This window comes from Allorhodopirellula solitaria (genome assembly GCF_007859855.1).
GTDB classification, from domain to species: Bacteria; Planctomycetota; Planctomycetia; order Pirellulales; family Pirellulaceae; genus Rhodopirellula; species Rhodopirellula solitaria.
The window spans coordinates 73,974-99,198 of the sequence record NZ_SJPK01000004.1 but is presented as its reverse complement, the minus strand read 5'-3'; the positions used below and the strand labels follow the sequence as shown (position 1 = coordinate 99,198).

The window sequence follows — 25,225 nt, the reverse complement described above, 5'->3', positions numbered from 1 at the left end:
CTCAGACGCACGCGATCGGGAGTTCGATCGTGGCGACGCAGCCTGCCAGGGCAGGTGCTAGTTTTAGCGAGCCACCATGCAGTGCCGCGATCCGGTCGACCCGGCACAATCCAAGCCCAAGGCCACGCCCCGCTTCACGGCCGGAGTAGTAGGGCGACGCAGCCATTTTCGCAGCCTCGGCAGAAATGCCGGGGCCACTGTCGGCGATCGAAATCAGCACAGTAGACTGCTCTGTCGTGACGTCGATTCGAATGTGCCCGTCCGTTCCGATCGCTTCGATCGAATTGCGAATCAATGCGGCGACCGCTTCGCCCACCATTTCCGCATCCGCGCTCACCTTCAAGGGCTGCTCGAGGAAAGCGTCGCTCATGCCGATCTCAATCCCCAACCGCTCGGCTGTTTCGGTAAGCGAATCGACGGCCAATTGAATCCTCGCCTGCAGATCGAACTCGCTCGGTACGATTCCAGGAGGGTTGGCGTAGAACATGAGGTCAGCGATCATCGCATGAGCGCGCGAGGTTTGGTCAACAATCCGCTGCACCGAGCCGGTGAGCTCTGTCGGCACGCGTGACTGCAGAGCTTGGGCCCGAGTCGAGATATTCGCCAATGGGTTGTTGATCTCATGGCTCAGCCCATAGGCCAAGGTGTGTGCCAGTTCGCGTTTGCTCGCTTGGACCGCTTCATCAAAAGCTTCGCTCGTGAGATCGCGATCGCCCTGATCTCGTAGCGACGCGGCGATCGTCAGGTGAGCGTCCGCGAACGGTTCGGTTGCCGACAACGCCGCATCCTGTTCCGGCCAATCCAGTTCCCATGATTGGCCAATCGGATTGCCGATCCCGGCGGCGGAAAACCAAACGTCGGCCTCCTCTAGCCATCTGCGTCGAGGTAGCAGGTGAAAATAATCATCGAGTTTCGTGTATCTCGCCAACAGTGCCGCCGCGTCCGATCCTGACGGTGCCGCCAACCAATCGGTTTCACGCCATGCCGACCGACCATACTGGCACCACCAATCGATCAAACAGCTCAGTGGAGTGTACTCATCCAAGGTGGATTTCGATGAGCTCATCACGGCAATGCTGTGCAACAGCAGCGCAGGATCGCCCAGCAGCGCACGGCGGAGCGAGTCGCGGATTCGCGTCGAGGACGATCGCTCCCTCGCCAGCACGCCACTGATTGCGGCCACCGAGGTCGATTGAAAGGGCAGCCAACCGGCGCGGCCGCGATCAACAATCGGCGGCAACCAACCAGCGTATCGCGTCGCGGCAGGCATTAGCCGACCACGCCACGATCCATGTCAAGCAATTCGCACGACCGGGCAACGAGATCATCGATCGAAAACGGCTTCTGCATAAAATCGTTGGCACCGGCGGCTTTCAAGCCGTCGACTTTGCTGTGCTCAACCATCCCCGAGATACACAGAATCTTCACTGTATCCATCGATGGATCGCTGCGCACCCGCTGACAGACCTCTTTGCCGTTAATGTCTGGCAGCATCACATCGAGCACGACGAGATCGGGGCGAAACTCCTTCACGCCCATCCCGGCGTCAAAGCCGTTGTTTGCTGTACGGATTTCAAAGCGTCCATCGCGTTGGAAACCGTCCTGCATCAAATCAACCAAGTCTTGGTCGTCGTCGACGATCAAGAGCTTCTTTTTACCGCTCTCGAGTGCATCGGTAGGGATCCCGTTATCCTTCATGAACATATACAGTTGTTCACGAGGGATGCGGCGAAACTTGCTACCGGGGACTCGAAAGCCCTTGAGCGAACCGTTGTCGAAGCAGCGGATAATCGTTTGCTGGCTTACTTTGCAAATTTTTGCAGCTTCGCCAGTCGTAAATACGGTTTTCTTGGTCATGGCCGGAACCATCCTCCCTGGGGTAGTACCATTACCTAATGTATAGCGAAGGCTTTAGGTCTCCCACCTTCGCTGAGTCACTTCATTTAGCAAAACCTCGGGAACGATGCACTAGCACTTATGCCATGCAGTCGAGCAAATGCCCCCATTTTCTTGTCATGGGCACAAAACGCGACAACGGGCGCATCCCCCGTCCAGCGTGCAGAGGCCGCAAGCGGCCCGAGCTAGCTGGATTGCCAAAGTCGCCTCATTCTATCGCTTTGGCAAACTGGGTCAAGATTGATCGCTCGACCGATTGAAAGCGTCTGCGCGGCAAACCGCCTATCTTCGCCCCATCGTTGACGTCCTTCGCCACGGATCTCACGAATCGACACGGATCAGGAAGTGGATTTCATTCGCGTCGATCCGTGTTAGGAACGTGGGAGTCATCAATGTCGTATTGGACGAGGCGACGAGCTCTTTCGCTTTGCGTGATCGATTGGACTCGTCGCCTCCTGTCCTTTACCCACAAGTTTGCTTCCCCGTGTGCTTGTCACACGCCGAAGCGACGTTTTGAAATTAGAAAACCGCGGTATCGACACGCGTTCCCCTGTCAGCTTGTCTGACAGGAAACCAAGTCGATCAACTTTGCTGTCATGCGGGGCAAGCCCGCATGGGAGCGGGGTGAATGCTCCATCTTGATCTAATCACAAAACGGAGATTCCTGACAGACAAGCTGACAGGGGATCCGGTTTTGTGGGTAACCGACAGCTCGTCGCATCGTTCACTACAGGTCGGTGGCGGTTGGCAACTTCGTTTGGTCAGGGCTCGCCGCCGCAGGGTCATTCGACCGGCTTGCTTCGATCGCCAGTTGCGAGGCCAATGATTGGGCGTCAGTCCGTCGGCCCTGTTGCTTCTGCGGGCAGAAACTCGAAGGCGGGGGTCGCTACGAAATTCTTTGCGGCGTTGCCGGAGTAGATCGTGCCATCGCTAACAGTGAGCTTCTTGACGGTCGCCTCGGAATCAAAATCCAGTTCGCCCACGTTGATCCAAAACACGCTGGGACTGAGTGTGGATTCGAAGAAGTAGCGCAGGTTTTTATGGTCCGAGACCGTTCGCCAACGCGTTGACGAGATATTGGGCTGACCCGGAGTCGTGATACCGAGCGGCACGGAGGCGTTTCGGATCACACCGAAACAGCTGGCGATCGCTTTTTCCATGTTCGCGGTCTGCGGAATCGCTTTGATGTAAAAGGACGCCCGTGCGAAACGATCGGCAGCCCGATTGGTGCCTGGCAGCATGACGGTTCCGCCGATCTGTTCCCAGTACGCGTTCAAAGCGAGCTGCTGGTCGTAGACCGGCGAATTCGTCATCACCTGAAATTCGCGTCCGTGATGAATCACTAACTTTCCGTCGACGTATTCAAAGATAGCTGAATCACCAGTTGGATCCGAAATGGCCAGATGGACTGTTCCCGCGTGACCATCGGGCGACATCACAGGCACGACGTAGAAGGGCTCTTTGCGTATCGCCTCGACGGCTTCGGCAACGGTCGCATATTGGTCAAGAACATATTGTGCCCAGACTGAAATACATATTGGCTTTCGCGTCTCGTTCTCTGAAGGTTGCGGGTACTGCGATTCGGCGAGGTAGAGCAGGCTGGTCACGAGCCCTTTTTCATTCATGCCGTCAGCCGTGGCGGCGTCAAAAGCAGTCGAAACGACGCTGCCATACTTTGACGTCCACTTTATCGAATCAGGACCACAGGCCCCGTCACGCTGCATGTCTCGTGGAAAGAACCACAGATTTGATCCGATATCCGACGCCCAGTCCATGCTCCGCACCGTGATGACGGTTTGCTCGGGGCCGAGATACACGGCCCGCGTGCATGCCATGACGGATTGAGAGAGGACTGCCAAGACGAAAACCAAACCACAGCAGACTGTGCTCAGGTGAAATGGCGATGTCGAATTCATTTCCATCACGAGGTCTCAAGATAGGGTGCGCGGACTCATTTCATCGTGGAGCCAGAAACAGACTTCCACGGTTGTCATGGCAATGAGTGTACACCAATGTCAGCCATCCGTATTGACTGCGAAGGCGACAGATTCTCAGTGGAACGCCTGGGATGGGCTACGGATGGGGGCATGGATACCGAGTGCGATCGGTCTCAGGATTCTCGAGCAATTTCACCGTGCCGCTGGCGGCAATCGACCTCAGCCTCCGCTCTCTTGATGGGACGCAAGGAGCATGGCTAACTCGGATCGGCCAGCAGGGCTGGGGTTGCGCATTAGATAGTCAATGCGGTGGTGGATTTTAGCTAGCAGCGCAAGGTCGGCTCGGCAGCGACGGCAGGTATCCTGCACCGGCTGCCGTGCCCGACAGGCTGGACAGCGGAAGCTATCGCCTGCGGTAGCGGCACGAGCGAGCGATGACGATTTGAATTCGGCGCCCGGCATACTCTTACTGCCCAACGTAGAACAGCACGTCATCGAGTTCATTACTGGTCTCACTAGCGGTGTCAGCATCCTGGGCATCGATAGCGGCTTCGAGTCGCTCGGCGAGCTCAGCAATCTCGCTTGCGTCTTCGCCTTGGACTTTGCCTAGCGCAGCTTGTGCGCGGCGGAGCGTTGCCCGGTGCGAGGCGAGTCCATCATCCTCTGGCACCTCTGCCTCAGCGGCCGGTGCCGCAGTCCCGACGGCATCAATGACGGTGGAACCCGAGGGATCGTGAAGATGCCCCTCTGGACTCGATTGAATCTCATCGCTCTGCAGGAACATCTCAGCGAGGCGATCGGATGCCTTTCCACGTTCTTCTTCTTGGAACTGCGCGAGGGCGTTGTTGATGACCAACTCGCTGGGTTGGTCATTGCCAAACTGACGGGCGGTCACTTTGAGAGTACCGTCGAGGGAGAGTTGAAAGCGGACGAGCACCTTGGCACGGTCGCCGCTGGGATCGACAAGGGGCAAGTCGAACTCGCCGATGGAGGTGTTGCTGTCGATCTCACTGTGCTCTCCCTGGAGCACATGAATGCGGGCCGATTCCTGGGATTCATGGATGGCGGAGTAGGCCTCCTCGTAGCTGGCTGGGAGCGGCGACCCACGGTGGATAATGGGTGAGAAGCTGGTGCGAGTCTGGAACAAGCCATCACCATCGAGTGCTTCGACGCCGAGGGTATGGGAGGTGACGTCGACCAGAATCGGACCGACCGTTTCCCCTGCAATCATCGCTGCCTGGGTGGCCGCACCGAGGGCGACGGCGAGGTCCGGATCGACCGCGCGGCTGGGTTCGAGGTTGAACTCGGAGCGAAGACGCTGCTCGATCAGAGGCGTCCGCGTCGTCCCTCCGACGAGCACCAGTTCGTCGATCTGCTTGACGGTCAATCCCGCGTCAACGATCGCTTCGTCGACACATTGGATGGTGCGATCGACAAAGTCGTGAATCCATTGCTCGTAGTCGGAACGAGTGATCGTGAACTCCAGGTTGAGTGGCTGTCCGTCCTTCTCAGCAATAAACTCCTCGGCAATCGTGGCGTGTTCTTCCACCGAGAGCTGACATTTGGCAGCTTCGCAGGCCTGCAGCAACCGCCAGCGTGCCGAGGCGATTGATCGCAGGTCGATCTCGTGTTCATCGTAGAAGGAATCGGCGACGCGCCGCATGATGACGGAATCCAGGTCGTCGCCGCCGAGCTTCGTATCGCCCTTGCTACTGAGAACCTCGATAATCCCGGATTCCATCCTCACGACGGAGACGTCGAAGGTACCGCCGCCAAAGTCGTAGACGACCAGGTGCATTCGGTCGTCGCTGCCGGCGTGATAAACGAGCGTGGCGGCGGTGGGTTCATTAATGATTCGTTCCACAGTCCACCCCGCGAGCTGGCCCGCTTCCCGCGTCGCCTGGCGTTGGTTTTCGTCAAAAAACGCAGGCACGGTGATGACCGCTCGCGTGACTTCGTGACCGAGGGCTGCCGAGGCCCGCGACTGCAATCGACGGAGAATCATCGCACTGATCTCAGGTGGCGTGTAATTCTGCTCGCCCATTTCGAGCGACTTCATCGAGCCCATGTGACGCTTGACTGACGCCACCGTCCGCTCGGGAAACGCTACCTGCTGGTTCCGCGCAACCACGCCCGTGATCAGCTTGCCCGTCGGATCCACACCGACCACCGACGGAAGAACAGATTCGCCACTTTCGGTCAAAACGGTGGCGTGTCCGTCGACAACGGCAGCCACGACACTATTGGTCGTGCCAAGATCAATGCCAACGATGGTGGATGAAGTCATAAACTGAGTGTGGTTTGAGTTGATGGAAAAAAGCTAGTGGCTCGTAGCTACGAACTACCCCCGAGCGATCCGCACGTCGGCGTACCGAATGATTCGCTCTCCGAAGCGGTACGCGGGGGAGAGCTGTTCGGCAACGTGGCCCGGCGGAATGGCATCGGAGTCGACGACTTCGACGGCGTGCATGGCCTCGCCATCGAAGGGCTGGCCCAACACATCGATTCGTTCGACACCGTGTTTCTTGAGTTCCCGTCGCACGTGGTCGGTCGTCATCGCGAGCCCCGCAACAACGTTCTCGATCGTCGCTTGTTCTGTTCCGAGCTTGGGCTGGGCTTCGTGTTGCCGCTGCTGGTCGAGTTGGTGTGCAAATCGGCGGCAAAAGAATCGCGTGATGGGGCCGAGTGACCCGAGATAGTCCGTGGCCGATACCGGGGCACGGGCCGGAGCGGTATCCGGATTGGTGCAGAGCGAACGCCGCGCCGCGTCGATCGAGCGGCTGACGGCGTGGTCGATCTCGGCCAAGCGGAGGGCGAATACCGAGCCGAGGTTTTCATCGGTCGTGGATGGATCGTCGCCCGATCGACTGGTGGAAGCCTTGTTTTGGGTGGCAGCGACGACGGCCTCGATCCGTTCGCCCACCGCGTCCAGCTTCTCTGAGGTGCTACCGAGTCGCTCGGCAACGGCCCGGGTTTCCTTGGTTTGATTGCGATACTCGTGCCGCATCGCTGTGAACGCTTCGACGACATCGAGCAAGCCGAAGGTCGGTGGGATGTCCTCGGTCGTGGAATCGCCGGACGCGTTGCCTGGGGGAGCATTCATGAATCGGATGTCATGTTGGCGGATGAGTCGGAGGCTGATTCATCAGTGGGTTTTGGCTTGTCCGGTTGGGATCGATTCCCTAGGCTCAAGAGCAACTCATGGGGCAGCCTCGGTGGTCGCTGGGATTGCTCGTCGAGCAACTCAGCCCATGGTCTGGGGCCGGCTTGCACGACCTCGAGGATCCGGCGAGCCATGATGATGGGATTCGTGGCAGCCTCGTAGGCAGCTCGGATTTTAGAAAACATGTCTGGATCTCGATCCGGCGGATACTGGCGGACGAGTTCGAGGTAACGAGCACGAACGGTTGCCTCGTCGGCATCGGTACCTACACCGAGTATCTCAAAGGGGTGGGTCAAGGCGTTGCCAGCGGCTTCGCTGGAGGTGGGCTCAGCAGTCATGATTTGAGTTGGTGGGGTTTCGTGTTCGTGTCCGTTGTCGCCCGCCCGAGCTGTTGCGGGCAGCACTCTCATCTTTCAATGCAGCGACGGTTAATAGTCTTCGTCTTCGTCTTCGTTGTCCAATTCATGATCAGACATCATGGCGGCTATTCGATCCAAAATACCGCCGCCGAACAGAGACGACTCAGAGGCCGCTTGTTTCTCTTTGGCTTTGGTCAGCACCTGTTTGTACCAGTACTTGAGGTAGGTATCGGTCTCTTCGGGGATGGCAGCCTCGAGTTCGTCGAGAAGTTCGCCACTGGCGTCACTCAGCCAACGCGAAGACCGCTCAACATCCGTGTGCACGATGATGGCGGCGATTTTCTCCGGTGCATCAAGCTGCATGAGAACTTGGGGCAACCGAACCTTAGAATTCTCGTAAAATACCCGTGACTGGGCGAGCCAGAAGATCGCGGGCCAGAAATCAGGGCCCTCTGTGTCCGCTCCTTTGCGCAATTGGCCGCCCCTCAATCTTGCTACCAACTCGTCCGCAAACTTGCTGCCGTGCATGCGGTAGGCGGGATAAACCAGCCCTGCGCGAAAAAGCTCGACGAAGAAGTGACCGGCGCGCAGTAACGCGGTATTGGACAGGTTTTCGCGACCTTTCAAGGCCTCTTCGACAGGTTGCCGCAGCGGTTTCAATTCAGCGGCGGGAACCCGCATTCGCTGAGCCGCACCGAGCATCATGACGGCATCGGCCAAACGATAGTCGTCGACGCAGTCGGTCTTCCATGAGTCCCGGATCTGTTGACGCAGCGTTTCGTAACGATCGGTGTCGCCGCGACGGATCGCCAGAGCGGCATGGAGGTAGGGCAGCCAGTCTCGGGAGAGCCAAAGCGGCCAGATCTTCTCCGCCGCATCGAGTTGCTCTTCCGCCCCATGCATCCAAGCCTTGCGGCGGCACAATCGCATCGCTTCGAGAAGATGCCATTTCCACTGCGTCGCCTGGACACGCAGGTCCACGTTGCGTGAGTCGGCGAGAAAACGAACGTGCGGTTCGGCTCGTTCGAGCTCCTCGTTTTCGAGAAAGTAATCGACCAGCCACAAGCGGGGTTCGATCGCATCCGGGCAACCGGCAGCCCAGTGCTGCATGGCAACGGCCAGATCAGTCGCGATTGCTTTTTGTTTTGCTTTGGTCTGATTGCGAACGTCGGCTTGCGACCGCAGCCAGCCAACATACTCGGAGTGGGCCTCGGCGTGAGCGGGGTAGGCTTTCGTGGCGGCTGTGAAATACTGATTGATCAGTTGACCGTCCGCTGCCTCTTGCATCCCAAATGGGAACATCTGCATCGGGCTGTCGAATTCCTGCTCGTCGCGTGCGGCCATTAGAAACAGCTCAGCTTCGAGCGCCCGGGCAACCGGTGGTGGCACGCTACGGTTGTTCTTCAGGGAAGCAATGTACTTTTTACGAAACGACTCAATCTCAGCTTCAGCATCCTCGAACTTGCGATAATAGAGGGATCGCAGCAAGTCGTGCGACGGATCGTAGGACGGGCCATTGACTCGCTCTGTGACCGAATCGAGCAGCGATGCCAGGGGGGTGCTGGCAACGAACCGGACCAGGTTGTTAAAGAGCGTGAAAACCAACTCGGGCTCATGCCGTAGGCTGGATTGGCTAAACTCCAACAGCCACTGCAGTTGCCGCGGTCCCGGGAAGCCCTCGGGGATATCGATGTCCTCCGCATCAGGCAATTGTTCAGGTCTTGTCAATTCCTTTTTCGCAGCCTCGAGATCAGCGCGCTCGCAGCGGATGCGATGGACAAGCTTGGCTCCTGACACAAGGACGGGATCGCATTCCGATTCCGCGGTCGGTGGAGCCTCCGAGGGTGGCGAATCCGCTGGCAGGGTATCGGCGTGGCGTAGCGTTTCAGCGATCCGTCCAGGACGTCGATCGGGATCGAGTCGTGCAAAGGTCGCTGCGGCCGCGTCGGTTTCACCGCGATACCACTGCGTCAGGCCTCGAACAAAGAGCCGCCAATCGCTCAGCGGACTGCGTCGAGGAATTCCGGAGAGTTTTTGCTCCGCATCAACGTCCTGCCCCATCGCGACCAATTCCAACGCCTCGCGGACGAGTTTTACCTGATCGGCAGTCTCCGGCGGCAGCTTGGCCAGTGCGTGAGCGTCGAAGACCGCTCGATCCTCGGCTGTCTCATCGGGATAGGCATTGGGACGCACACGCGACAGCTTCTGGTCCACCGTGACCGCAGCTGCCCGGGTCGGGCGCTTCCGCCGCGGCTTTGGCGTCTTGCTTTGCTTTTTTTTCTTTTGCTTGTTCTGCGATTTATTCCTGGCCATGCTGGACATCATAACGGATGTCCCACCGGGACTGCGAGGGCCGGACCGAGCAAGCAAACTGGCCGTGCAATGGCAAGCGCTGTCGAGGCAACGCCCCTGTCAGCTTGGCAGTTACCCACAAGACGTATCCGGCGGTGGTCGCTACGCTCGACCGCCGGCTATTGCCTAAAACGCCTTCGGCGTGTGACAACTTGTGGGTAATCAACAGTTCGTCGCCTCGTCCCCTACGATAGCCTCAAGGAACGAGCAGTGCGGTACCGGTGACTGCAGCGGCTTGGTACCAGGCACCTTTGACGCTCAACGGGACGGGTGGGATGATCCATGGAGCACAGTTGCCGGGGCGGTAATAGCCCAGAGCGTATTGGCATTCATGGGGCGAGTGAACACCCATCTTGTAAGGCAGGACGGCGATGTTCAAGAAGAAGTGTGCCGACGAGATGACGGGTTGAGCCAGCGGACCGGCGGTGTGCCCGTATCGTTCGAGGTTGACCTCTTCGAAGTACAGTGGTTTGTGACATAGATTCGATGCCGTGTACGTCATCGTGGTCGGTGTCCATTGTCGCGGTGTGTAGGCGACTTGTTCGATCAAGCATTCTGTTGGCAGTCCCCAGTTCTGGGAGATGTAAGCCAGATCCGCTTCGCTGAGTTGATTCAAAGGCAGATCTTCCTTCGTGCCAAACTCGGTTTCGATGACTGCTTTTTCATAGGCGAGGTCATTGAGACGGCCCGAGCCCAGCGGTCGGCCGTCGATGCTTCGCCACGTCCGAACCTGCTGGTTGGAATTGAATTTGTCTTTGAGCTTGTCAAATTCCTGCATGTTGATCACGTCGGGACGAAACGGTGGGCTCGGATCCAACGAGACTTGGTCGATCGTGGCGGCGCGAATTCGTTCTCGGAAATCGTCGCACGATAAGCCGGTGCCGCTATTGGTCGGCCCTTCATCCTCGGCCCCAAAGATCTCTGGCGTGCCGCCTTCCAAACGCTCACGGTCACGGCTGTCTCGAGCGGAATCGCTAGCGTTACCCGCCTCGCGATTGTCGAAGGGGTTGGGCGCGAACGTCTCCAAATCCGACGGGGAGTCCTCGAGCTCTTCGCTCGGAATTCCCGGTGGCAGCTCCTGCAGGTTCCGCGGTTGCCCAGAGGCGGGACCGAGGGTGGATGGTTCGGCCGCGTCGCCCTGCAGCATATCGCGGATCGACGAGCCGTCTGCACTGGGTTGCGGTGGATTGGAGTTCGGACCTGCCGAGCGCGGATTCGTTGCGGGGTCAAACCCGAAGAGTTCTTCCAAGTTGTCATTAGGAACGCTGCCGGGAGCCGCGTTCGGCGGAGCCTGTGAGGGCGACTGGGCGGGCCCCGGCGCCGACTTGGGGGCCGACTCGGGGACCGGGAGTTCCTCTGCGATTGCTCGATTAGGAGCCTGCAGCGCGGGCCCGGTAGGTTGAGGCGGGGCAGCACTCAGCGGGGCAGCATTGGTTGGATCGGCGTTGGAAGGGGCAGCGGATTGACCGCGGTAGAGATTCTCGGGCAAGGCCATGCCGCCATTGGACTGACCGGACTGCGGCGTCGCCCACGCGACCTGCTGTACGTTGGAAGACGCTTCCTGGCGCAGCTGATTGGGCTGCGCGGTTGCTGCTGTGGCGCGATGAGGCAACGTGGTCGCGGTCGCAACGATTGCCGGCGTGCCCCGGTTCGCTGTGTCCCGGTTCGCTGGCGTATCCCGGTGCGGCGTCACCGCATGGGCGACGGGTTGCTGCGCCGGTTCCTGTGCGAAGGCGGCGTCGCTGATTTGGCGGGCTTTCTCCGCTGCCATCTGAGGGCTGGTCCGCCACCGCAGATTCCATCCGGGGCGCTGAGTGGGCGTGTTGCCTTGTGCCGCCTGGTGGTTGCCCGAGGCCAGCGACGAGGAGCGGACCTTGGGAACGGGCCGGAGCTCGGGGTTGCCGTGCCAGCCGGTGGATTGGGCGGCCAGCGGAGAGAAGGTGGCACCACCGATGAGCAGGCCTGCTGCGGCCGCGGCGAGCGGCCACGGACCTCGCTGGGGCGCGGGATCGACGGTTTGGTCCGTCGCGTGCGATTTACATCGAATCGCCCGAAGCAACGTCCGGGCTATAGTTCGGTGCTTCTTGGGTGATCGCAATGTCATGTGGGTGGTTCTCCCTCACCGTGGCTGCTGAAACGCGAAGGAATTTCGCGTTCTGGCGTAGTTCGTCGATCGTCCGTGTACCAATGTATCCCATTCCGGCGCGGAGTCCGCCGACCAATTGGTAAGCGTAATCCGACAACGGCCCTTTGAACGGCACGCGTCCTTCGACACCTTCGGGGACGAGTTTGCCCGCTTCGGTGCCTTTTTGGCGATACCGGTCACTGCTGCCTTTGACCATCGCACCCATCGATCCCATGCCGCGGTACGCCTTGAAGGTACGACCTTGGTAGAGAATCATTTTGCCAGGGCTTTCGGCGAGACCGGCAAATAGGCTGCCGATCATGACCGTGCTCGCCCCGGCGGCGAGTGCTTTGGTAACGTCGCCGCTGAAGCGAATGCCGCCGTCAGCGATGACAGGAATGTTCTTTTCGTGTGCGACTTGCACCGCGCTCAAAATCGCAGTCACCTGCGGCACTCCGATGCCGCTGATCACCCGCGTGGTGCAAATCGATCCGGGCCCGATGCCCACCTTGACGGCGTCGGCTCCCGCTGCGATCAAATCCGCCGCACCTTGAGCCGTCGCGACGTTTCCGGCCACGACATCGATGTCCCATGCTCTGTTCGTTTTAATTTCTCGGACGGTGTCCATCACGTTCTTGCTGTGCCCGTGAGCCGAGTCGACCACGAGCAGGTCCACGCCTTGATTGATCAGCTTTTCAGCTCGATCGTAATCTCCGACGCCGATCGCGGCCCCCACACGCAGGCGGCCCTGCGAGTCCTTACAGGCCCGCGGGAACCGCTTCATCATGTCGATGTCGCGAATCGTAATTAACCCCGTCAGTTTCCTTTCTTCGTCAATCAGGAGAAGCTTCTCCACCCTTTTTTCCGTTAAAATCTTCTCAGCTTGCGCAAGACTCACATTCCCTACAGCCGTTACCAAGTTATTTTTGGTCATGACCTCCGAAACAGGCAGATTGGGGTCCTCGAGGAAGCGTAGATCCCGCCGGGTCAGGATTCCAGCGAGGGTGCGGTCGCCAGTCACAATGGGGATCCCCGAAACATTGGCCCGATCCATCATCTCCGCAGCTTTACCGACCTGCTCATCGGGGCCGAGCGTGACGGGGTCGACGATGATCCCGTTAGCCGACCGCTTCACTTTGAGCACCTCCTCGGTCTGCTGACGCACCGAGAGGTTCTTGTGGACGATTCCGAGCCCCCCCTCTTTGGCGAGGGCAATGGCCATCTCCGCTTCGGTAACGGTGTCCATCGGGGATGAGATCAGCGGAATTTGCAGACGGATCCGCTGTGTCAATTGGCTGCTGACGTCCACTTCGCTGGGCACCACCTCGCTGTAGGCGGGCAATAGGAGAACGTCATCGAAGGTAATGCCGAGATCGCCAATTTTATCGTGAAACATCGCTGGGGGGTGCCATTGCCGAGGAATGGGTCGGGAAGGCGAGCGATTATGACGCGAAATCGAAGTCTGTTGTAGGGCGGGGGCCGAAGATGACGATAAGGAGGCTACTAGCTACCAGCGATTAGCTGCTAGCGAAGAGCCAATGGATCAATCGATGCCCCAAGCGGGGAGCTAGCTAGCCGGCTACTAGCTACTAGCGTTTTGAGCCATTGACGCCTCCAGAGTAAACGCTGTCGTGCCTCCGGCACTTACCTTACCCGTGCCTCGAGCAACCCCATCCCCTAAAAGCTAGCAGCTAATCGCTAGTAGCTAGCAGCTCCATCCCCATGTCCCAAGCCAACGCCACTACCGCTGAGCCGACCCGGAGTGTTTCACTGCGGCGGGATATCCCTGCGCTGGCGATTGTGGCGGGGACGCTGTTGACGTTCGTATCCGTGTTGACCCATGATCCCGCCGATCCGGTCAACAATTCGATTTGGCCGATCTCGGCAGTCTATTCGCCTGACATTTCGGTCTATCCTGTCAACGAGGGCATTCACAATGCCTGCGGCTCGCTCGGGGCATTGATCTCCTCGTTTCTGCTCGACATCGTCGGCATCGGCGTCGCTCTGTTGATCGGAGCGGGCGGCGGGATCGCGACGGCGCTACTGATCCGCGGCCAAATGAACGCGCCCGTACTGCGATCGCTCGGCGGATGCATCACGCTGTTGGCGGTCTGCACGGGGGCTGCGATGACGACCGTCGAGCTTTCTGGAATGCCGGTTGTCGGCAACGGGGGCTACCTCGGCGCAATGGGGGCGGCTTTCCTATTGCAGCATTTCCATCCCGTCGGTTCGTGGATCTTGACGCTGACGGCTTTGGCGATCGGATTGTTGTTGACGACCGATTATATGCTGATCTACGCCGGCCGCCGCGTTGTGCTCGGAGGGGCAACGGTTTCACGCCGCGGTATCTCACGGGCTGCCGGCGCGATGCCCGTGACGCTGAAACGTCGGCGCCAGCCCTTCACGGACATCGACTCACCGATCTTGCTCGATGGCGAACAGTCCGAAACGGCAGCAGCAGTCGACGACGGATCTGAATCGGAACCCAAAATCCAGATCCGCCAACCGCGGCGTCCCAGTGAGGATGCGGTGGAGCCGGAGGTGGCGGCGAAGCCCAAACGCGGCGCAAAAGCCAGCCCCGTCGCTGCCGCGAAACCGCCCGAACCGGACGAGGAGGAGTACGAATACGAGGACGAGGAGGGGAGCGAAACCCGAGAGGTCCAATACGACGACGAGGTCCACGCGCTCCGTAACGATGAGGCTCACGATCCACCGCCGGAGCCCAATATCCAAGTTCCGCGCAAGAAGAACATGCGGGAGCAGCTCGACGACGCGGTGCAGGACACCAGCGATGATCTGTCGGATTACTACCTGCCCAGCCTGGAGTTGCTCGAAAGCAGTGACGGGTTCGACTACGACGAGCAGGAAGCCGAAGCCCGTCGCAAAGCGATCCTGCTCCAGGAAACGATCTGCAACTTTGGCTGCAAGGTGCGCGTTACCGACATCCAGCTCGGCCCGGTCATCGCCCAATACGAGATCGAGCTCGAAGCCGGCTTGCGGCTCAATAAAATCAGTGCCCTCGCGGACGATCTCGCTATTGCTTTGCGGGTGCCGAGCGTGCGTGTGGTCGCACCCATCCCGGGCAAGAACACGGTGGGCATCGAAGTCCCCAACGAGATTCGGCAAGTCGTGCGGCTCCGCGACGTGATCGAACAGTCGGACTCTCGCGTCCACAAAATGAACATCCCCGTGTTCCTCGGCCAAGACGTTTCCGGGTCGCCGATGCCGGTCGACCTAGCCAAGATGCCCCACCTGTTGATTGCAGGGCGAACGGGGACCGGGAAATCGGTCTGTCTCAATGCGATCATCGTCAGCATTCTGATGTGCTGCAAACCCGACGAGGTGCGGATGTTGATGATCGACCCTAAAATGGTCGAACTGAGCGGATACGGTCGCCTGCCGCACTTGATGCACCCCGTGATCACAGACATGAAGAAGGCCGAAGCGATCCTCGGGTGGGCAGTTGATAAGATGGAAGAGCGGTACTCCTTGCTCGCCAAAGCTGGGGTGCGGCACATCAATAGTTACAATGATCTCGGCCGAGAAGAGGTCTTGCGGCGACTCGAGGTCGACGAGGAAGACGGCGGCACGGACGTCCCCGACAAACTGCCTTTCATCGTCATCATCGCTGACGAGATGGCGGACCTGATGATGACGGCGGGCAAGGATGTCGAACAGCACATCATTCGCCTAGCCCAAAAGAGCCGTGCGGTGGGGATCCACTTGATCCTCGCCACGCAGAAACCAACCGTCGACGTGATCACCGGGTTGATCAAGAGCAACCTGCCCGCCCGACTGAGTTTTCAAGTCGCTAGCAAGACCGATAGCCGCGTCGTTCTCGATGAAAACGGTGCCGACAAGCTGCTCGGCAACGGAGACATGCTGTTCCTCTGGCCGGGAACGAGCACGTTGATTCGTGGCCAGGGCACGTACCTCTCCGACGCTGAAATCGACCGGGTCTGCGATCACTGCAGCAGCGGCGGCGAGCAACGGTTCATCGGTGAATTGATGAACCTCAAAGTCGATGCCGATGGTGAAGGGGATGCAGGCGATTTGAACGTCGAAAACCTCCGCAAGAAAGACGAACTCTATGAGAGCGCCATCGAGGTCGTAGTCCGTGAAGGACGCGGTTCGCTATCCTTGATCCAACGCTGCCTCGGGATTGGCTATGGCCGCGCCGCTCGGTTGGTCGATTACATGGCCGAAGACGGTATCGTCGGCCAGTACAACGGGGCGAAGTCTCGTGAGGTGTTGCTGACGATGGCGCAGTGGCAACAGATGCAAGGGCTCCCAATCGATGAGGACGAGCCCGATGCAGCCGTCGACGCGATGTCCAAACGTGTGTCCGCCGTCGTGCCAGAAGAGTCGCCGCAGGAGTATGAAACCTACGACGACGACGAGGATTACGAAGACGTCGACGAGTGAGATCCGTCAGTTCAGGATTCGTCCATCAGTTTCGCAATCGTGGGCTCCATCGCCTCGGCCCAGATCGCGTAGCCTTTCTGCTTAGGGTGCAACAGATCGGGCATGACTTCGCGTGAGAGAACGCGGTCATCGGTCAGAAACGCTGAGTTAATATCGAGAAAGGAAACCATTTCCTCGCCCTCGATTTCTTGTTCAATCAACTCGTTCGCCTTCATGTTCACCTGCCGCCCAGCATGGCTGTCGTCTTCACCACGTGGGAAGATGGCCAGCACGAGCACCTTCATTTCGGGCAGTTCGGTTCGCAGCTTTTGAACGATCGCATCGACGCCCTCGGCAATCTCCTCCGATGTGTTGCTGCGGCAATTATTTGTGCCGATCATGAGCACTGCCAACTTGGGCGAGATGTCCTCGATGTTGCCGTTCTCCAGACGCCAGAGAACGTGTTGCGTTCGATCGCCACCGATTCCCAAATTCACCGCGTTGCGATCGCCGTAGTACTTCTGCCACACCTCGCGGCCAGCACCTTCCCAGCCATGCGTGATCGAATCACCGATCATCAGTAGGTCCACATCCCCCTTGGCAACACGCTCGTTGAAGCTCTCATGCCGCTTCATCCAATTCCCATCGCGGGGAACGGGATCGATCGCGGTATTGGTTTTGGCCGTAGCCGGTTTTTCGAGGACAGCCTCTTGAGCGATGCAGAGCGACGACATGAGCAGCATGGCGACGAGCGAGAATGGGCTGAAAAAATAACGCAACATGATAGGAGGCTCATCAAGGGTGGGCTGGAAAGAGGACGACGAATGCGTCGCAAGCCTACAAAATAATCCCCTGCGGGTAAGTGAACAACCATCGTCGCGATGTTAATGTCATCGAAGGCGACGTTGCTCAGCGTATTTACTGTTTCACAAACTGATCTATCTAAACCGGAACACATTCGGCAGCCTCCCGGAGCACCGACCAAAGTGCTCCAAGAAAGAAGCCAAATGCTGTACGCTGAATCTAAGAGCCTATCCGAAAAGGGGGCTGACCCTCTCCGTCGAGACCGTTCCAAGCCAATTCAAATGATTCGCCTCCAAAGGATCAGCCCCCTTTTCGGATAGCCACTAGATCTCTTGCTGGGAGACGCAGGTGGTCGCGGCGGTGCGTGCGGTGACTTCGCATCGCGTCGACACAATCGGGGCTTCCCCCAACCGCACAAAACAGCTTGCCAAAATCGCGGACCAGTTCACACCACGTCCCGACGCGATCGAAGGATTAAATGGAAGCGATTTTGGCTGCAAATGGTTGCCAATACTCTTCAATCCAACGCTTGCGATGGGCGAAGCTCTTGCCAGAGATTAGATCGTCTTCCATCAGAAAACAGCGTCGGACCGTCCGGCTGAAGACATGTGCCACAGCAACGTCGTTCGGATCAAAGACTTCCGCTCGACACATCCGGGCCATCACTAAGTTCACTTGGCTTCACGCACGGAAAACTCAATCAGATCATCACTTCCCTAAAGTGCGGCAAGTCAACACCTGAAAAAGAGCTGAGTCCCCAGGATCACTCCCAGGATCACCCAGGATCAGTGTCCCAAGATCACCTCCGTGTCTCCAAAATCACCTCCTTTCCATCGGAATGCTCCGGTGAGAAAGGTTTTCAATCGCAGAGGCGCCGAGAACGCAGAGTCCAGTGCTGGCACGTTCTTGTCTTCACCTCAGCGTGCTCTGCGCCTCTGCGTTGAGAACCGAATCTGAAAGAGTTCAACGCAGAGTGAAGCAGCCAAAATTTTGCTGCGATTCCTTCTGTTCTCGTTTCGGCTTCGTCGAGCTTGACGAATTTTCTCAGGCCGTGGGTTCCTGGGTTCTTGCGGCACCGATGATTGACTGGGTGAGTGGATTCTTTTTCATCTCAATTCTGGGGTGAGGAAGGTTTTCAACGCAGAGGCGCCGAGAACGCAGAGTCCAGTGCTGTCGCGTTCTTGCCTTCACCTCTGCGTGCTCTGCGTCTCTGCGTTAAGAAACGAATCTGAAAGAATTCAACACAGAGTGAAGCAGCCAAAATTTTGCTGCGATTCCTTCTGTCCTCGTTTCGGCTTCGTGGAGCTTGACGAATTTTCTCAGGCCGTGGGTTCCTGGGTTCTTGCGGCACCGATGATTGACTGGGTGAGTGGACTCTTTTTCATCTCAATTCTGGGGTGAGGAAGGTTTTCAATCGCAGAGGCGCCGAGAACGCAGAGTCCAGTGCTGGCACGTTCTTGTTTTCACCTCTGCGTGCTCTGCGCCTCTGCGTTGAGAACGCCCTTTTCAATCCGCCAGCATCGATGGATTCGGCGGTTGCGGAATTCGTCGGGGACGGTTTGTTTCGAGATCTCGTGAACCTGAGATGCGCCTAGCGATTCGGTGTCGAATTTGAACCGCCGGAAGTTGGTTGAGAAGAAGATCACGCCTCCCGGGCGAACGAGTTTCAGGATGTCGTTGAGCAGCGGGACTGCGTCGGTCTGCACGTTCCAATCTTCGTCGGTGCGTTTGCTATTGGAGAACGTGGGTGGATCACAGACGACCAGATCGTAGACCTCGCCGGGCCGATGGCGTCGAACAAACTCGCCGATATCCATGGCGGCATACTGGTGTTGGGGGCCGCTCAGGCCATTGGCTTCCAAGTTCTCTTGGGCCCAGTCAAGATAGGTTTGCGAGAGATCGACGCTCGTCGTCGATGCCGCGCCACCTGCGGCGGCGTAGGTGGTAAAGGATCCGGTATAAGCGAACAGATTCAGGAAATGCTTCCCGGCCGCCTGCTCGCGCACCATCTGCCGGGTGATGCGGTGGTCCAAGAACAATCCGGTGTCGATGTAGTCGGCGAGGTTGACGAGAAACGTCAATCCACCTTCTTGAACCGGGATTTTTTGATCGGTTTGCGAAACCTTTTCATGCTGCGTCTTTCCCCGTTGGCGGGAGCGTCGTTTGAGAAACACGTTCTCTTTGGGAACGTCGAGTGCTTCGCCGGCCGTGGCGGCCATCAGGTCCAACCACGCGGCGTGTTGGGCGACGTCGCGATCATGCGGACGCTCAAACTCGCTCAGGTGCAGATAGTTTTCATAGCGATCGACGACGAGCGGGATCTCCGGGACGTCACGCTCGTAGAGTCGAAAGCAGGTGATCTTTCGCTTCGCCATCATCTTGCGAAAGTGCTTGGCGCGTTTGCGCAGCCGGGTCGCAAACAGTTCCGCTTGGTGTTCCGCTTTCTCTGGCAAGGCACCGAAGGCTGCCTCTCCGACAGCATGGACGTAAGGGCGATTGGTTGCTGGTGGGGCGGGGGCTGGACGCGGCGTGTCAGCCACCTCCGGCATCGCAGTAGCTTCCGGCGTCGCAGTGGCGTCGGTCGTCGCAGTGGCGTCGGTCGTCTTGTCGCCTGCCGTTTTCGGGGCAACCTCAGCCGGCGCATCGGCGACGGGCTTGGGGCCTTGGAATTGGTAGTAGGTGCACTCGATCCGGGCGTTGTAAAGTTTGCGCCGCCGATCGGCACGGCGACCGAGGATCTTTTCAAAGCCCGAATACGCGGTGAGGAAATAGAAGGACCAGGTCGGTAGATGACGCAGCACGTTGGGCAGCGATGCGTAGAGTTCCTCGATCTCCCAGTCGCGGCCCAGACGCATGCCGTAGGGCGGGTTGGTGATCAGGCAACCGAACCGACGGCTGTTTCGCAGTTCCCGAACATCACCGGTTTCAAAATGCACATCGGCCGTCACGCCAGCCGCTTCGGCGTTCTCTCGCGCAAAGCGTAACACGCGGAAGTCCGTGTCACTGCCGAGTAGTCGCTGCGGTAGCGGATCGAGGACTCCCTGCAAGGCTTCGCTGCGAAGCTGCAGCAGGGAGTCACGCGGTGCCCCCTGCCATTGTTGAAAGCGAAACTCACGAGATTGCCCGGGAGCCATGTTGCGGCCGATCATGGCGGCCTCGATCAGAATCGTGCCGCTGCCGCAGAACGGGTCGATCAGCGGGCGGTCACGCTTCCAATAGCTCAGCAGCACCATGGCGGCGGCGAGCGTTTCTTTCAGGGGCGCCGCCGTGACGGCCGAGCGGTAGCCGCGGCGATGTAGGCTGCGGCCGGTCGTGTCGAGCGTGATTGTTGCAGTGTCCTTGAGCAGCGCCACATCGACCGGGTAGGACGCCCCTGTTTCGGGCAGCGTCTGCGTTTGATGATCGCGTTGCAAGGCGTCAACGATCGCGCGTTTAACGGCCCGTTGGCACGCGGGCACGCTTGTCAAAGTGGACTTCACACTCCGGCCGGTCACGGCGAACTCCCCGTCGGCGGGAATCCATTGCCCCCAGTCGATCGCTTTGGTGGTTTCGAAGAGGGCGTCGAAGTCCGCGGCGGGGAACTCAGCAACGCGGATCAGCACACGGTCGGCGCAGCGCAACCACAGGTTGGTCTTGGCAACGGTTTCCAGACTGCCGCGAAAGTGGACTCGCCCCGACTCCCCGATCGTCGCGTCGATACCGAGAGCGGAAAGTTCACGGCGGACGATCGCCTCGAGCCCAAAGGCGCAGGCGGCGATCAGATCAAATTCTTGTTCAGAGTGCATGAGGATCCATCTGTCCAAAGCAGGAGGTTCAGTAAGATCGCATGGGGTGAGTGCCGTGCGACCATAAAAAAACGGCTCCAGCGGAGACTGGAGCCGTTGCATGATATTCACAATCTCGAGTAGCTGCGCCGCTCGAACGTGAGAGTAATCAGTTCACTGCGACGCGTTTGAACTCGACGATCTCAGCCTCGGGGCTGAGCGTCTTGACGGCCGCTTCGACGGTTTTGGAATCATCGAGAGCGTAGAACTGGCTGAGCAGGCAGCGTTCTTGATCGAGGGCGGTGTTGTCGGCAATGAATCGCTCGATCTTCCCGGGGACGATCTTGTCCCAAATTTTTTCGGGCTTGCCTTCGGCTTTCAGTTCCGCCTTGATCGCGTCCTCGGTCGCTGCGAGAACCTCGGGTGTCAACTGCCGGCGGCTGGCGTACTGAGGCACGTTCTTAACCGGCTTGCCGAGATTTTCCTTTTCGTTGAGTTCGTTCTCAGCGATGATCTGTGCCCGCAGGGATTCGGTTTCCTTCTCCACGAATTCCGGGTCGAATTCATCGGGGTGCAGGATCGACGGTTTCATCGCCGCGATGTGCATGGCGACGCCGCGGAAGAACTGAGTCGCTTCGTCCTTGCCACCGTCTTTGTACAGTACCAAGACGCCGATCTTGCTGCCGGCGTGGATGTACGAAGCGATGTTATCGCCTTCGACGACTTGGACGTCGGAGACTTCGATCTTCTCACCGGTGCGGCCGGTTTCGGTGACGAGATGTTCCTTGACGGTCGTGCCTTCGATTTCCAAAGCGTTGACTTCATCGACGCTCTTGGCACCTTGGTCCATCGCCAGGCGGGCGATGCGTTCGGTCAGGGCGATGAAGTTTTCGTTCTTGGCGACGAAGTCGGTTTCGCAGCTCAGGGCGAGCAGCAAGCCTTTTTTGCCTTCAGTGATCGCGACGACAACGCCTTCGTTGGCGTCACGGTCGGCTCGTTTTTCAGCGACCTTTTGGCCCTTCTTGCGAAGGTAGTCGAGGGCACCTTCCATGTCGCCACCGGATTCCTCCAGTGCCTTTTTGCAATCCATCATGCCAGCGCCTGTTGATTTTCTCAACTCGCTAACGTCTTTGGCAGAAATGCTCATTTTTGCTTCCTAAATAACAAGAGTCAGATGTTTTGATGGTGGGGTGGTCGGGGATTTGACTCAGCGAAAACGGTTCGGCGACCCGGGTCAGTCCAGTTGGCTGGGGCGACGCGGTTCGCGAAATCGCCACGATTTGTGACGATACGCCGCTGAACGGGGAAGAGTTGCCTGTACCGCATTGCATCTCGGCCAGTTCGTGATCTGCTGGATTTGGTTGCTCGGCCACGCCCCGCTGAGCGCGGGGCAGTAGTCAGTGGGCCGAGTCGCAACAGTCGCGATGGCAGCTGGGGGCGCGATGCGATCGGGTGCCCGAGGACATCCGGCCCAGCACTGCGGCTGCTAAGTCAGTTCGATCGCGGGGCTGCGAAAGCCAAACCTGACGTGGTCAGTGGCTTCCGGGCCGCGCCACCAGTCACTGGGGCGCGGTCGGCGAGCGATGGAACCGTTAGGACAGGCTCACTCGCCAGCAGGTTCGCTTGCAGCAGCTTCGGCAGCGGGCTCAGGCGTTCCGGTGGCAGCAGGAGCTTGGCTTGGTGCCGCGGGAGCTTCGCTCGGCGTGGCGGGGGCTCCGGCGTCGGATGCTTGCGTTTGCACAGTTCCCTTGCCAGCGATCACCGCATCAGCGAGCTCTCGCATGATCATTTCGACGCTGCGGATACCATCGTCGTTGCCCGGAATCGGCAGATCGATCTTGCTCGGATCGCTGTCGGTGTCGATCAGGGCGACCGTCGTGATACCGAGTCGTTTGGCTTCGCGAACGGCGTTACGCTCTTTCCCGGGGTCGACGATGAACATGACTTCGGGCAACCGGTTCATCGTCCGCAGACCATTGAGGTTGCGGTACATTTTGCGGTATTCCCGGTTGAGCGACGATTGCATCTTCTTGCTGTAGTCGTTGATCTTGTCGCTGGTACGCAGTTCTTCGAGTTCCTCGAGACGTCCCAGGCGGCTGCGAATGGTACGGAAGTTCGTGAGTGTTCCACCGAGCCAGCGTTCGCTGACGAACGGCATCCCACATCGCAGTGCCTGTTCTTCGACGGCTTCGCCAGCTTGTCGTTTCGTGCCGACAAACAGGATCAAGCTACCGCCAGCGGCGACCTGCGAAAGGTACTTCTTGGCCCGCAGAAGTCCGCGAAGCGTTTCGCGGATATCAAGAATGTGAATTTGGTTTTTTTTGCCGAAGATGTACGGTGCCATCTTCGGATTCCAGAGACTGGTGCGGTGCCCGAAGTGGACGCCCGATTCGATCATCTCTTTTACAATTTCGTTTGCCATCAGCTTTTCATTTGCCCGCGTTGACGCGGAGCACTCTCTAGGTTGGTTCTTTCACATCGGGTTCGAGAATGGACGCGGGCGGAGTCAACCGCACACGAGATTCCAGGGCCGCTTTGGCCCTTCGCCCCATCAAAGTGGATACGAAAGAAAAAGGGGATTTGGCGGGGACGCACGGGGTCCCGGCTCAGACGAACGCGAAATGCTATGAAACCGATCGATGTTCCACAACCCCAAGGCCTTAGAAACCCAGCTGATCGGAGATCTGCCGCTCGATCTCGGTGCGGTGGTACATGGCGTGGATCAAATCGATGTCAGCATCCCGCTGCTTTACCTTTCGGCGGGCGAACATGCGTCCTTGAGTGTTCACCATGACTTCGGGAGGAAGCAGTGAGGTTTGGCCAAAGAGGCGGGCGTAATTGACATAACTCGGCACATTTCCGGTAACAAATCCGTACATCATGCTGCACACTCCGATGACTTTGCCGGTGAAGATGCCGGTATTGATGGCACTTTTGGAATAGTCGCCCATGATGCACCCCAGGAACTGCATCCCGCTGGCGATTTTCGTCTCCCCGTACTGAATATTGATTTTCCCGTAGGTGTTTTTCAGGTCGCTATTGCAGGTGCCCGCCCCGAGATTGATCCAGCTGCCGAGATAACTATGCCCCAGAAATCCGTGGTGCTGTTTGTTGGTATAAGGTTCGATCACCGACGCTTCGACCTCGCCACCGATCTTGGTCGTGTGGCCTAGCGAGACACCGTCCTTGATCGAGGAGTGCTCGATCACCCGCGTGTGTTTGCCGGCATAGAGCGGTCCTTCTAGAAAGCAAAACGGGCCGACCTGGACATTGTCGTCGAGCACGATCGCACCGCCGCCGGTATGAATCGACTCGTATTCCCCAATGGAGACACCCGCGCCGACGAAGACTCCGTCTTGCAGTTGGGTGTAGTTACCGGCGGCAATGCGATGTTCGATCGATCCATTGATGCATTTCATGTGCGCCGAGACGACGTCATGGGGCCAGCGAAACTCGTGCAGCGTCAGCGGCGAACGCGTTGCCGTGGTGGCTGCATGACGACACAGCAGCGGGAATACGGCAAGGGGCTCTTCGAACGCGTCCGCTGATGCGTTCGTTCGGGAGGCCGAGCCTTTCGTCGGTTTCGCCGCAGCCTCCGCACGGGCGGCCGCGCCCCGGTCGAGGGCTTGAGCCACCTCCGCCGCGGGCAGCCACGCGGCCAACACCGCTCCGGTGGCTCCCGCCTCGGTGTCGCCGTCGGGTTCCATCTCCGATTCGCCATTGCCGCCACCCGACATCACTACCGAAAACCGCTCGCTCTGCATGAGCTTGCGGAGGTTTTGCAGGTTGTCCACTGACGGCACCAAACGCGCATTGACCAGCAGGATGTCGCAGAGATCGGCGGCCGAGCCATCGAGCGCCGCCAGAGATGCCGGCACGGGCTCTAAATCAAAATCAGCGTCCTGAATCGCATTCAAGTAGCTACGGACCTCTCCCACGCCTTTGGCATCACGGTGTTCACGCTGCAGTTCGCCGAGCCAATCCACCAATCGGTAGCCGGCACAAGTGATCGCGTAGGCAGGTCGCGCGTGGACGATAGGAGCGAGTTTCTCGACGCGTTCGTCTTCAAAACAATAGATCAGCATAGGGCCATTTCGGACAAGATAGACGAGAGGAATCAAACGGGGTGGCTGGCCAGTTTAACGCCCGGAGTTGAATTCGTCTTGGCCGAACGGCCGGGGGGTAAAAACACCTCCTCGCCCCTCATTTCAAGCCAGATCAGGTTGCTTTGCTAGCAAAAAATGCATTTGCTAGCACTACCTGTAGCGTTTTTTCGATCTATTTTCGCAAGATATCGAATTCGCTGGCATCGGGATGCCGGGGTTCCTAATTTCCCTGCACGTCGGACGCGACACACCGCCGCGCCACCCTATTCCCGTATGCGAAAGGATGATTCGACTCGAACCACCGTGGCTCACGAC

16 protein-coding genes are annotated in these 25,225 nt (G+C 58.7%); 1 reads left to right on the top strand and 15 read right to left on the bottom strand.

Annotated features, from left to right (window positions below; all coding sequences use genetic code 11):
- Window position 1 precedes the first annotated feature (1 nt).
- From CA85_RS09220 to guaB, 9 genes are all read right to left on the bottom strand, one after another.
- Entirely contained in the window at window positions 2-1,270 is a 1,269-nt protein-coding gene (locus tag CA85_RS09220) for a sensor histidine kinase (RefSeq protein WP_146391061.1), read from the bottom strand.
- A complete protein-coding gene (locus tag CA85_RS09215) occupies window positions 1,270-1,857 on the bottom strand; it encodes a response regulator (protein WP_186774835.1) in 588 nt (195 codons plus the stop codon). Before CA85_RS09215 ends, CA85_RS09220 begins: the two co-directional genes overlap by 1 nt.
- An 872-nt stretch (window positions 1,858-2,729) precedes the next feature.
- Window positions 2,730-3,812, bottom strand: a complete 1,083-nt coding sequence (locus CA85_RS09210; RefSeq protein WP_146391427.1) for a linear amide C-N hydrolase — start codon at window positions 3,810-3,812, stop codon at window positions 2,730-2,732.
- Window positions 3,813-4,299: 487 nt separating this feature from the next.
- Window positions 4,300-6,120: an Hsp70 family protein gene (locus CA85_RS09205; protein WP_146391059.1), complete on the bottom strand. Its 1,821-nt coding sequence runs from the start codon at window positions 6,118-6,120 to the stop codon at window positions 4,300-4,302.
- A 54-nt stretch (window positions 6,121-6,174) separates the two neighbouring features.
- Window positions 6,175-6,936, bottom strand: a complete 762-nt coding sequence (grpE, locus tag CA85_RS09200; protein ID WP_146391058.1) for a nucleotide exchange factor GrpE — start codon at window positions 6,934-6,936, stop codon at window positions 6,175-6,177.
- Window positions 6,933-7,334: a J domain-containing protein gene (locus CA85_RS09195; protein ID WP_186774834.1), complete on the bottom strand. Its 402-nt coding sequence runs from the start codon at window positions 7,332-7,334 to the stop codon at window positions 6,933-6,935. The genes grpE and CA85_RS09195 overlap by 4 nt, the downstream gene beginning before the upstream one ends.
- Before the next feature lie 90 nt (window positions 7,335-7,424).
- Window positions 7,425-9,668, bottom strand: coding sequence for a hypothetical protein (locus CA85_RS09190; RefSeq protein WP_146391056.1), 2,244 nt, complete (start codon window positions 9,666-9,668; stop codon window positions 7,425-7,427).
- Window positions 9,669-9,903: 235 nt separating this feature from the next.
- Complete coding sequence (locus CA85_RS09185) at window positions 9,904-11,811, bottom strand: hypothetical protein (RefSeq protein WP_246112636.1); 1,908 nt, start codon at window positions 11,809-11,811, stop codon at window positions 9,904-9,906.
- Window positions 11,744-13,228 carry an IMP dehydrogenase gene (guaB, locus tag CA85_RS09180; protein ID WP_146391055.1) on the bottom strand — a complete coding sequence of 495 codons (1,485 nt, stop codon included), beginning with the start codon at window positions 13,226-13,228 and terminating at the stop codon, window positions 11,744-11,746. Before guaB ends, CA85_RS09185 begins: the two co-directional genes overlap by 68 nt.
- Window positions 13,229-13,554: 326 nt before the next feature.
- On the opposite strand from guaB, the gene CA85_RS09175 reads away from it, so the two are divergent.
- Window positions 13,555-16,257: a DNA translocase FtsK gene (locus CA85_RS09175; RefSeq protein WP_146391054.1), complete on the top strand. Its 2,703-nt coding sequence runs from the start codon at window positions 13,555-13,557 to the stop codon at window positions 16,255-16,257.
- Window positions 16,258-16,268: 11 nt separating this feature from the next.
- On the opposite strand, the gene CA85_RS09170 is transcribed toward CA85_RS09175, so the two are convergent.
- The 6 genes from CA85_RS09170 to CA85_RS09145 form a co-directional block, all read right to left on the bottom strand.
- Window positions 16,269-17,018: a platelet-activating factor acetylhydrolase IB subunit gene (locus CA85_RS09170; RefSeq protein ID WP_146391053.1), complete on the bottom strand. Its 750-nt coding sequence runs from the start codon at window positions 17,016-17,018 to the stop codon at window positions 16,269-16,271.
- A 496-nt stretch (window positions 17,019-17,514) separates the two neighbouring features.
- The gene (locus tag CA85_RS25380; RefSeq protein WP_146391052.1) at window positions 17,515-17,703 is read right to left on the bottom strand and encodes a hypothetical protein; all 189 of its coding nucleotides are present in this window, start codon (window positions 17,701-17,703) and stop codon (window positions 17,515-17,517) included.
- 800 nt (window positions 17,704-18,503) lie between these two features.
- Complete coding sequence (rlmKL, locus tag CA85_RS09160; RefSeq protein ID WP_146391051.1) at window positions 18,504-20,825, bottom strand: bifunctional 23S rRNA (guanine(2069)-N(7))-methyltransferase RlmK/23S rRNA (guanine(2445)-N(2))-methyltransferase RlmL; 2,322 nt, start codon at window positions 20,823-20,825, stop codon at window positions 18,504-18,506.
- 148 nt (window positions 20,826-20,973) lie between these two features.
- A complete protein-coding gene (tsf, locus tag CA85_RS09155; RefSeq protein WP_146391050.1) occupies window positions 20,974-21,951 on the bottom strand; it encodes a translation elongation factor Ts in 978 nt (325 codons plus the stop codon).
- A gap of 456 nt (window positions 21,952-22,407) precedes the next feature.
- Window positions 22,408-23,226, bottom strand: coding sequence for a 30S ribosomal protein S2 (gene rpsB / locus CA85_RS09150; RefSeq protein ID WP_146391049.1), 819 nt, complete (start codon window positions 23,224-23,226; stop codon window positions 22,408-22,410).
- 238 nt (window positions 23,227-23,464) lie between these two features.
- Window positions 23,465-24,889, bottom strand: a complete 1,425-nt coding sequence (locus CA85_RS09145) for a putative sugar nucleotidyl transferase (RefSeq protein ID WP_146391048.1) — start codon at window positions 24,887-24,889, stop codon at window positions 23,465-23,467.
- Window positions 24,890-25,225 lie beyond the last annotated feature (336 nt).

Coding starts and splice junctions, on each gene's coding strand:
- tsf (WP_146391050.1), bottom strand. CDS start 21,951: ATGAGCATTTCTGCCAAAGACGTTAGCGAGTTGAGAAAATCAACAGGC.
- grpE (WP_146391058.1), bottom strand. CDS start 6,936: ATGAATGCTCCCCCAGGCAACGCGTCCGGCGATTCCACGACCGAGGAC.
- rpsB (WP_146391049.1), bottom strand. CDS start 23,226: ATGGCAAACGAAATTGTAAAAGAGATGATCGAATCGGGCGTCCACTTC.
- CA85_RS09190 (WP_146391056.1), bottom strand. CDS start 9,668: ATGGCCAGGAATAAATCGCAGAACAAGCAAAAGAAAAAAAAGCAAAGC.
- CA85_RS09145 (WP_146391048.1), bottom strand. CDS start 24,889: ATGCTGATCTATTGTTTTGAAGACGAACGCGTCGAGAAACTCGCTCCT.
- CA85_RS25380 (WP_146391052.1), bottom strand. CDS start 17,703: ATGGCCCGGATGTGTCGAGCGGAAGTCTTTGATCCGAACGACGTTGCT.
- CA85_RS09205 (WP_146391059.1), bottom strand. CDS start 6,120: ATGACTTCATCCACCATCGTTGGCATTGATCTTGGCACGACCAATAGT.
- CA85_RS09185 (WP_246112636.1), bottom strand. CDS start 11,811: ATGACATTGCGATCACCCAAGAAGCACCGAACTATAGCCCGGACGTTG.
- CA85_RS09220 (WP_146391061.1), bottom strand. CDS start 1,270: ATGCCTGCCGCGACGCGATACGCTGGTTGGTTGCCGCCGATTGTTGAT.
- CA85_RS09170 (WP_146391053.1), bottom strand. CDS start 17,018: ATGTTGCGTTATTTTTTCAGCCCATTCTCGCTCGTCGCCATGCTGCTC.
- CA85_RS09210 (WP_146391427.1), bottom strand. CDS start 3,812: ATGAATTCGACATCGCCATTTCACCTGAGCACAGTCTGCTGTGGTTTG.
- CA85_RS09195 (WP_186774834.1), bottom strand. CDS start 7,334: ATGACTGCTGAGCCCACCTCCAGCGAAGCCGCTGGCAACGCCTTGACC.
- rlmKL (WP_146391051.1), bottom strand. CDS start 20,825: ATGCACTCTGAACAAGAATTTGATCTGATCGCCGCCTGCGCCTTTGGG.
- CA85_RS09175 (WP_146391054.1), top strand. CDS start 13,555: ATGTCCCAAGCCAACGCCACTACCGCTGAGCCGACCCGGAGTGTTTCA.
- guaB (WP_146391055.1), bottom strand. CDS start 13,228: ATGTTTCACGATAAAATTGGCGATCTCGGCATTACCTTCGATGACGTT.
- CA85_RS09215 (WP_186774835.1), bottom strand. CDS start 1,857: ATGACCAAGAAAACCGTATTTACGACTGGCGAAGCTGCAAAAATTTGC.